Origin of the sequence: Geodermatophilus saharensis (assembly GCF_900188205.1) — a bacterium.
Lineage (GTDB): Bacteria > Actinomycetota > Actinomycetes > Mycobacteriales > Geodermatophilaceae > Geodermatophilus > Geodermatophilus saharensis.
The window spans coordinates 265617-273476 of the sequence record NZ_FZOH01000008.1 but is presented as its reverse complement, the minus strand read 5'-3'; the positions used below and the strand labels follow the sequence as shown (position 1 = coordinate 273476).

Annotated in this window: 7 protein-coding genes; all 7 read right to left on the bottom strand. The window is 74.8% G+C overall.

Going from position 1 to position 7860, the window contains the following annotated elements; translation table 11 throughout:
- Window positions 1-1556 (bottom strand): methyl-accepting chemotaxis protein (locus CHC04_RS19105; protein WP_089405503.1); only part of this gene is annotated, 1556 nt, incomplete at its 3' end.
- Window positions 1557-1875: 319 nt separating this feature from the next.
- Window positions 1876-2619 carry a trehalose-phosphatase gene (otsB, locus tag CHC04_RS19100; RefSeq protein WP_089405502.1) on the bottom strand — a complete coding sequence of 248 codons (744 nt, stop codon included), beginning with the start codon at window positions 2617-2619 and terminating at the stop codon, window positions 1876-1878.
- Window positions 2616-4007: an alpha,alpha-trehalose-phosphate synthase (UDP-forming) gene (locus CHC04_RS19095; protein ID WP_245817483.1), complete on the bottom strand. Its 1392-nt coding sequence runs from the start codon at window positions 4005-4007 to the stop codon at window positions 2616-2618. The genes otsB and CHC04_RS19095 overlap by 4 nt, the downstream gene beginning before the upstream one ends.
- Window positions 4008-4044: 37 nt before the next feature.
- The gene (locus tag CHC04_RS19090) at window positions 4045-4419 is read right to left on the bottom strand and encodes a fluoride efflux transporter FluC (RefSeq protein ID WP_089405500.1); all 375 of its coding nucleotides are present in this window, start codon (window positions 4417-4419) and stop codon (window positions 4045-4047) included.
- Window positions 4416-4811 (bottom strand): fluoride efflux transporter CrcB, encoded by a 396-nt coding sequence (crcB, locus tag CHC04_RS19085; RefSeq protein WP_245817481.1) that lies wholly within the window; start codon window positions 4809-4811, stop codon window positions 4416-4418. Before crcB ends, CHC04_RS19090 begins: the two co-directional genes overlap by 4 nt.
- Before the next feature lie 64 nt (window positions 4812-4875).
- Window positions 4876-5934 (bottom strand): TerC family protein, encoded by a 1059-nt coding sequence (locus CHC04_RS19080; protein WP_089405554.1) that lies wholly within the window; start codon window positions 5932-5934, stop codon window positions 4876-4878.
- 159 nt (window positions 5935-6093) lie between these two features.
- On the bottom strand, window positions 6094-7857 hold the full coding sequence (gene ngg / locus CHC04_RS19075) for an N-acetylglutaminylglutamine synthetase (RefSeq protein ID WP_217897452.1): 1764 nt from the start codon (window positions 7855-7857) through the stop codon (window positions 6094-6096).
- Window positions 7858-7860: the final 3 nt, after the last annotated feature.

Sequence of the window (7860 nt, the reverse complement as noted above, 5' to 3'; positions counted from 1 at the left end):
CGGGAGAGCTCGTCGACGGCGACCCGCGTCTGGCTCAGCGCCTGGGTGGTGGCGTCGGCGGCGCCGGAGACCCCGGCGATGTTGTCGGCGATCTGCCCGGATCCCTGGGCGGCCTCGGCCACCGAGCGGGACATCTCCGCGGTGGTGGCGGTCTGCTCCTCCACCGCCGAGGCGATCGTCGTCTGCCGGTCGGAGATCTGGGCGACGATCTGGGAGATCTCCCCGATCGCGCTCACCGCGGCGCCGGTGTCCTTCTGGATGGCCTCCACCCGCCGCGCGATGTCCTCGGTGGCCTTGGCCGTCTCCTGCGCCAGTTCCTTGACCTCGTTGGCGACCACGGCGAAGCCCTTGCCGGCCTCGCCGGCGCGGGCGGCCTCGATGGTGGCGTTGAGCGCGAGCAGGTTGGTCTGCTCGGCGATCGAGGTGATCACCTTGACCACGTTGCCGATCTCCGCCGGGGACGCACCCAGCTTCGCCACCGTCGCCGTCGTCGTCTCCGCCGCGGTCACCGCGCGGGCGGCCACCGCCGAGGCCTCCGCGGCGTTGGTCGCGATCTCCCGGATGCTCGCCCCCATCTGCTCGGCACCGGCGGCCACGGTCTGCACCGACCGCGACACCTCCTCGGCGGCGCCGGAGACGACACCGGACTGGGCGGAGGTCTCCTCCGCCGACGCCGAGATCTGCGCCGACGAGGCGCTGAGCTCCTCGGAGCTGGCCGCCACCGCGTCGGCCGAGGACGCGACGGCGTCCATGACCTCGCGCAGGCCGGCCTGCGCCCGGTGCAGGGCGTCGGCCATGCGGCCGACCTCGTCGCGCGAGGACACCCCGCTGGCCCGGGTCAGGTCGCCCTCGGCCAGCGCCTCGAGGGACGCCTGGACGCTGCGCACCGGGCGGATGACCGAACGGGCGGTCAGCCGGCTGAGGCCGGCCAGCAGCAGGAAGCCGGCGACCGCCACGAGCAGGCCGATGCGCTCGTACCGCGAGACGGTCGCCTCCATCGCGTCGGTGGCGGCGGCCGACTCGGTCGCCAGCGTGTCCACCGCGGCCCCGACGGCGTCGTCGGTGAGGTCGTTGGCGGCCTGGATGCCCTCCCAGTCCGCCCGGGCGCCGGCCTGGTCGGCGACGGCGCGGTCGACGAACGCGCCGATGGCGGCCGTGTAGTCGCCGTAGGTCGCCTCCAGCCCGTCCACGGCCGCCGCGGCGTCCCCGGTCAGCTCCACGGTGGCGAGCTCCTCGAGCATCGCCTCCGGGGTGGCGACGTCCTCGGCCAGCTCGGCGAGCTGCTCGGCCGGGTCCTCCCGCACGACGGCCTTGAACCCGTCGACCTTGAGCTCGCTGGCCCGGGTGTCGAGCTGCAGGACGAGCTCCTGGGCGTGGTCGAGCGCCTCGGCGTCGTGCTGGGCGTCGCGGATGGCGGCGTTGCCCAGGACGGTCGAGCCGAGCAGCCCGCCGAGGGACAGGGTGCCGACGGCGACGAGGGCGCCGAACTTCACCGACAGCGGGCGGTCGGCGTACCAGCCGGCGGGGCCGGTGCGCGGGCGGGGCGCGGCGTTCACGTGGGGCCTCCTGGGCTTCCTGTGCACGCTGCGACGGGTGTGACTGGCGTGCAGGGGGAATGGTGGGGCCCGCGCCGCGTCCCGCCACGGCGCGCGGGGCACGGTCGGACGGATCGTTGCGCGGTGTGCGGTGACCGCCCGCCGCGCCGTCGTCAGGTCGACCGGCCGGCCGCGGCGACCGGCCGGCGGCGGGGCGCGGCGGGCGCGTCCGTGCAGGTGGTGGGGGAGGAGCCGTCGACGTGTCGACGGGCGGGGGAGCGGTCGCGGTGCGACGGCCCGTCGGTCACCCGGGCGGGCGGCGCGACGCGCCGCGCGCGGATCAGCCGAGCAGGTCGGCGAGCAGCCGGAGGACGTCGACCGCGGCGGCGGGGTCGGCGACCCGGTGCCCCGCGGCCGTCTCGCCGTCGCCGACCTTGACCCCGAGGTCGGCCGACCCGAGCCGGCGGAAGGCGTCCTCGTCGGTGACGTCGTCCCCGAGGTAGACGACGGCGGCGGCGCCGAGGTCCTCGCGCAGCCGGGTCACGGCGGTGCCCTTGTCGGCGTCGGTGACGGCGAGCTCGAGCACGTCCTTGCCGGGCTTGTGCGTCAGTGACGGATCCGCCGCCGCACCGGCCTCCGCCAGCAGCGCGGCGGCCGCGGCCCGGTCGGCGACCCGCCGCACGTGCACGGCGACGCTGGCCGGCTTGACCTCCAGCCAGGCACCGGGGACGGCCGCGACCAGGGGGGCCATCCGCTCGGCGGCCGCGTCGCGGCGGCCGGCCAGCTCACCGGTCAGCGGGCCGCCGTACTCGGCGCCGTGGCTGCCGACGAACCGGTAGGGCCCGGCCAACCCGCTGACCCGCCGCAGGTCGTCGACGCCGCGCCCGCTCACCAGCGCGACGGTGACCCCCTCGGCCGCGGCGACGCGGGCCAGCGCCTCGTCGACACCGGGAGAGGGGACCGCGGCCGAGGGGTCGTCGACCAGTGGGGCGAGGACGCCGTCGTAGTCCGAGGCCACCAGCAGCGGCCGGCGGGCGGCCAGCTCGGTCAGGGCCGCGGCGAGTCCGGCCGGGACGGCGCTCACGCCTGGGCGCGCAGGGCGTCGAAGAACGACGACGCCCAGTGGTCGAGGTCGTGCTTGACCAGGTGCCGCCGCATGGCGCGCATCCGGCGGGCGGCCTCGGCCGGTTCGGCGCGCAGCGCCCGGAGCAGCTGGTTCTTCACGCCCGCGATGTCGTGCGGGTTGACCAGGAAGGCCTGCCGGAACTCGGCGGCGGCGCCGGCGAACTCCGACAGGACCAGCGTGCCGCCGAGGTCGCTGCGGGCGGCGACGTACTCCTTGGCGACCAGGTTCATGCCGTCGCGGTAGGGCGTCACGAGCATGACGTCGGCGGCGCGGTAGAGGGCGGCGAGCTCCTCGCGCGGCATCGACTGGTTGAAGTAGTGCACCGCCGGCCCGCCGATCGAGCCGAACACGCCGTTGATGTGCCCGACCTGCTGCTCGATGGTCTCCCGCATGTGCACGTAGTGCTCGACCCGCTCGCGACTGGGCGTGGCCACCTGCACCATCACCGTGGCGGGCGCCTCGATCGCGCCGTCCTCCAGCAGCTCCTGGAAGGCGTTGAGCCGGACGCTGATGCCCTTGGTGTAGTCCAGCCGGTCGACGCCCAGGACCATCTTCTCCGGGTCGCCGAGCTCGGTGCGGATCTCCTTGGCCCGGGCCAGGACCTCCGGTGAGTTCGCCAGCCGGTCGAAGGCGGCGACGTCGATGGAGATCGGGAACGCCCGCGCGGTCACCACCCGGCCGTCGTACTCGATCGTCGCGCCGCGGGTGGGCAGCTCGTGCAGCCGCCGGGCGAGCTGGACGAAGTTGGCCGCCGCGCTCGGCAGCTGGAAGCCGACGAGGTCGGCGCCGAGCAGCCCCTCGACGATCGCCGAGCGCCACGGGAGCTGGGTGAACAGCTCGTAGGGCGGGAACGGGATGTGCAGGAAGAAGCCGATCGTGAGGTCGGGGCGACGCTGGCGCAGCATCGCCGGCACCAGTTGCAGCTGGTAGTCGTGCACCCAGACGATGGCGCCCTCGGCGGCGACCTCGGCGGTCCGCTCGGCGAACCGCTTGTTGACCTGCACGTAGGCGTCCCACCAGGTGCGGTGGTACTCCGGCTTCTCGACCACGTCGTGGTACAGGGGCCACAGCGAGGCGTTCGACATGCCCTCGTAGTAGCGGTCGACCTCCTCGTCGGAGAGCTCGACCGGCACGAGCGAGATCCCGCCGGACTCGAAGGGCTCGGGCGCCTCGCCGGCCGTGCCGGACCAGCCCACCCAGGCCCCGCCGCGCCCGGCCACGAACGGCTCCAGCGCGGTCACCAGACCGCCGGGACTGCGCTGCCAGCGCGTCGTCCCGTCGGGGTCGGTGACCTGGTCGACCGGCAGCCGGTTGGCCACCACGACGACCGGGCTGTCCGCCTGCACGTCTCCCGCGTCTGCTCCGGCCATACCGGTTCCGACCCTAACCAGCCGGCGTCGCGGCGGCACCCCCGGCCAGCAGCCAGCCGGCCGCGGCCGCACCGAGGCCGAGCACGAGGGTGGCGGCGAGGTAGCCCACCGCGCGGCCGAGCGTGCGCTCCTCCACCAGCCGGACGACGTCGGCGCCGAGGGTGGAGAAGGTGGTGAGCGAGCCGCAGAAGCCGGTGCCGACCAGCGCGAGCACCCAGCCCGGCACGCCTCCGAGCCCGAGCAGCACCCCGAGGACGGCGCCGCCGGCGACGTTGACCGCCAGCGTGCCCCGCGCGGGGTCGTGGCCGGAGCGGGCGGCCAGCCGGGTGGCCAGCAGCCGCAGTGGCGCGCCGACCAGCGCGCCGACGACGACGAGCAGCGGCGTCACGGGCGCCCCCGCCGCGCCGCCCGCAGGCCGGCGGCCACGGCCAGCACCCCGCCGAGCACCGAGGCGAGCAGGTAGCCGGCCGCCGCCGCCACGGCCCCGGCGTCGGTGAGCGCCACGACCTCGACCGCGAACGCCGACCAGGTGGTGTAACCGCCGAGGACGCCGACGGCGAGGAACGGCCGGGTCCACGCCGGCTCGGGGGAGCGGCCGGCGAGGACACCGAGCAGCACGCCGATGAGCAGGCAGCCGGTGAGGTTGACCAGCAGCGTCGCCCACGGCCAGCCGCCGTCCCGGACGGGCAGGGCCGCCGACACGCCCCAGCGGGCCAGCGCTCCCACGGCACCGCCGACCGCGGCCAGCAGGTAGGCCACCGGCACCTCCCCTGCAGGCATTGGAAGCTCTCCCCACGTCCTGGGGGCGAGGACGTGGGGAGAGCCTCCTATGCCGGCGCCCCGGTCAGGGGGTGCCGGCGGGCTCCGGGGTGTCGCGCTCCGGGGTGTCGCGCCGGCCGCGCCGCCGCCACAGCGGCTCGACCTCGGCCAGCTCGTCGGCCGTGGCGACCCGGAACGGGGGAGCAGCCGGCGGCTCGACGGCGCGGCGTCCCTGACCGCGGGTGGCGCGCAGGCTCGCCCACACCGAGACGGCGAGGATGCTGGTGATCACCGCGAGGCTGACGGTGGTCGGGACGTAGTAGACGTCGATCTTGAGCAGCATCTTCACGCCCACCCACACCAGCACCAGCGCCAGCCCCGTCTTGAGGTAGACGAAGCGGTGGATGAGGTCGGCGAGCAGGAAGTACATCGCCCGCAGGCCCAGGATCGCGAAGGCGTTGGCGGTGAAGACGAGGAACGGCTCGTCGGTGACCGCGAAGATCGCCGGGATGGAGTCGACGGCGAACACGACGTCGGTGACCTCGACGAGCACGAGGACGGCGAGCAGGGGAGTGGCCAGCAGGACGCCACCGCGGCGGACGAGGAACCGCTGGCCGTGGTAGGCGTCGGTCATCGGCACGAAGCGGCGGAACAGCCGCAGGGTGCGCGACCGCGAGGGGTCGATGTGCTCGTCGCGCTGCCGGAGCATCCGGTACCCGGTCCACAGCAGGAACGCCGCGAACACGTAGAGCACCCACTCGAAGTTCTCGATGAGCGCCGCGCCGCCGGCGATGAAGGCACCGCGCAGCACCAGCGCGCCGAGCACGCCGAAGAAGAGCACCCGGTGCTGGTACTCCCGGGGCACGGCGAAGAACGTGAAGACGATCGCCCACACGAAGACGTTGTCGACGGCGAGCGACTTCTCGATCAGGTAACCGGCGTAGTACTGCTGGCCGAGCTCGGCGCCGTACGCGACCCACACCCACGCGCCGAACCCGACGCCGATGAGCACCCACACCACCGACCACGCGGCGGCCTCGCGCACGCCGATGACGTGCGCGCGGCGGTGGGCGAAGAGGTCGACGGCCAGCATGCCGACGATGAGGCCGAGCACGGCCAGCCAGAGCCAGAAGGGGACGTCCACGGACACGCCTCCAGTCGGTGGTGCACCAACCGGAGGTCTCTCCCGGCCCACGCGGGGCCCGCTCCGCCGGACCCCTCCCACGGGGCCGTCCTGACGACGGGAGCGCTGCGGGGATACTCCCCTCCCAGCAACCAGTGAAGCAGAGTTCCGGTGTCTGCGCTACCTGGTGCGGGTCTCCGGGAAGAGCAGGTCGACGAAGCGGGCGGCGGTGGGCTGCGGCTCGTGGTTGGCCAGGCCGGGGCGCTCGTTCGCCTCGACGAACACCGCGTCGGGACCCTCGACGTCGGGCACCAGGAAGTCGATGCCGGTCACCGGGATGCCGATCGCCCGGCTGGCCCGCACCGCCGCCTCGGCGACGTCGGGGTGCAGCCGGTCGGTGACGTCCTCGATGGTGCCGCCGGTGTGCAGGTTCGCCGTCCGCCGCACCTGCAGCCGCACACCGTCGGGCAGGACGTCGTCCATCGCGTGGCCGGCGGCGCGGACGACGTCGGCGGTGGTGTCGTCCAGCGGGATGCGCGACTCGCCGCCGGTCGCGCGCTCCCGCCGCCGGCTGGCGGCGCGCACCAGGTCGGTGACGGTGCGGCGGCCGTCGCCGACCACCTCGGCCGGCCGGCGCACCGCGGCGGCGACGACCTCGTGGTCGATGACCACCACCCGCAGGTCCTCGCCCGGGACGAGCTCCTCGGCGAGCACGTCGGGGCAGAACAGCCGGGCGGCGGCGACGGCCCGGTCGAGCTCCTCCGCCGTCGTCACGCCGACGGTGATGCCCTTGCCCTGTTCACCGCGGGCGGGCTTGACCACCAGCTGCCCGCACTCGGCGAGCAGCTCGCGGGCCGGGCCGGGGTCGTCCTCGGGGACGGTGACGCCGCGGGGCACGCGCACGCCGGCGTCGGCGACGATGCGGCGGGTCACCCGCTTGTCGTCGCAGCGGCTCATCGCGACGGCGGTGGTGAACTCCGACAGCGACTCGCGGGTGAGGACCTGTCGTCCGCCCAGCGACAGCCGCAGCTCGCCGAACTCGGCGTCGGTGACCTCGACGCGGATCCCGCGGCGCAGCGCCTCGTCGGCGACGATCCGCGCGTAGGGGTTGAGCTGCTCGAGGCCCGCGGGCCGGGCGGCGAACAGGGGGGTGTTGATGGGGTTCTTGCGCTTGACGCAGAGGACCGGCACGCGGGCGAAGCCGAGCTTGCGGTAGAGCGCGATGGCCGCGGCGTTGTCGTGCATGACCGAGAGGTCGACGTAGGAGCGGCCGCGGCCGACGTAGCGCTCGGCCAGCACCCGCACCAGCGCCTCGCCGGTGCCCGCGGGTGCGGTCTGCGCGTCCACGGACAGGCACCACAGGCTGGTGCCGCCCTCCGGGTCGCCGTAGGCGAGGACGTGGTCGACGCCGGTGACCGTGCCGACGATCTGGCGGGTCCGCCGGTCCTCGGCGACGAGGTAGGTGAAGCAGCGGGTGCGGTGGTTGGCCCACATGGTCTCGGGGTCGCCGGTGACCATGCCGTTGCGGGCGTAGATCTCGTTGATCGCCTGCATCTCCTCCAGCGCGGTCACCGTGCGGACGAAGACGCCGCGGATGAGCTCGGGTCTGGCGCGGTAGCGGTGGAGGTCGAGCCGGTAGGTGTAGCTGGGGTCGATGAACAGCTCGTCGGGGGCGAGGCCGACGAGCACGTGCGGGTCGCGGGCGTAGATGCAGATGTCGCGCCGGCCGGAGCCCTCGTCCCGCAGGGCGTCGAGGATGCGGCGCATCTCGGCGAAGGTCTGGCCGAACACCAGGCGGCCCCACGCGAGGTCGAGGACGACGTCGGTGTCCATGCCCGCGAGCTCGTGCTCGGAGGGCTTCTGCCAGCTGCGGCGGGTCAGGTCGGGGGTGGGGTGCGCCGCGCCGGAGCGACGGCGGAGTCCGGCGAGCCGGGGCGGGGCCACGGG